Annotated in this window: 1 protein-coding gene; it reads right to left on the bottom strand. The window is 52.0% G+C overall.

Annotated features, from left to right (window positions below):
- Window positions 1–573, bottom strand: a 573-nt coding sequence (locus EHQ17_RS19355; protein WP_135736230.1) for a hypothetical protein, incomplete at its 3' end; no start/stop codon positions are given.
- Between the last annotated feature and the right edge of the window lie 15 nt (window positions 574–588).

The following is a 588-nucleotide window of genomic DNA, read 5'->3' as shown; positions in this document are numbered from 1 at the left end:
TAGAATATTAAATAATTGTGTAGAATCGTTGATGTCAGTCAAATACTGAAGTTCCGCTACCTTCTCCTTCAGCTTCTCGCCTTCCGTCTTGATCGAACTCACTGCGTTCGTAACCTCACCGTTTAACATCCCCATCTTACCGACTTCCGCCGCATACGCCAAACTAAACGCGCACATCCCCATACAAATCGCGTCGATCGAAGTCAGAAACATCATCTGCACACCCATCACGGTCGCCGCTTGATTGTAATACGCCGCGTCAAACGTAGCCGCATCCGTAGAATTCGCCCGCGCCCAAGTCGTAGGAGGCGCCGCGCCGAACAAAACAAACTGAACCTGATTGTATGCCTGTTGCGAAAGAGAAGGACCCGCTCCGTTGATCTTGCCTCCCCACTTGTTCAAAAATCCGCCCACGTCATACTGAGGCATACCCGCACCCGCAGGAGGAAACTTCGACATCGCAGCGGAGTAATCGGACATATGCCCCATGATCACGTCCATCGCACCGATCTCGTTTTGGATCATCCCCTCCACCATACGCATACGGTCCCGGTTCCACTCCTCCGTCTTCAAATACTTCTCGCTGTC

This window comes from Leptospira gomenensis (assembly GCF_004770155.1).
Lineage (GTDB): Bacteria > Spirochaetota > Leptospiria > Leptospirales > Leptospiraceae > Leptospira > Leptospira gomenensis.
This window is presented reverse-complemented; position numbering and strand designations above follow the sequence as displayed.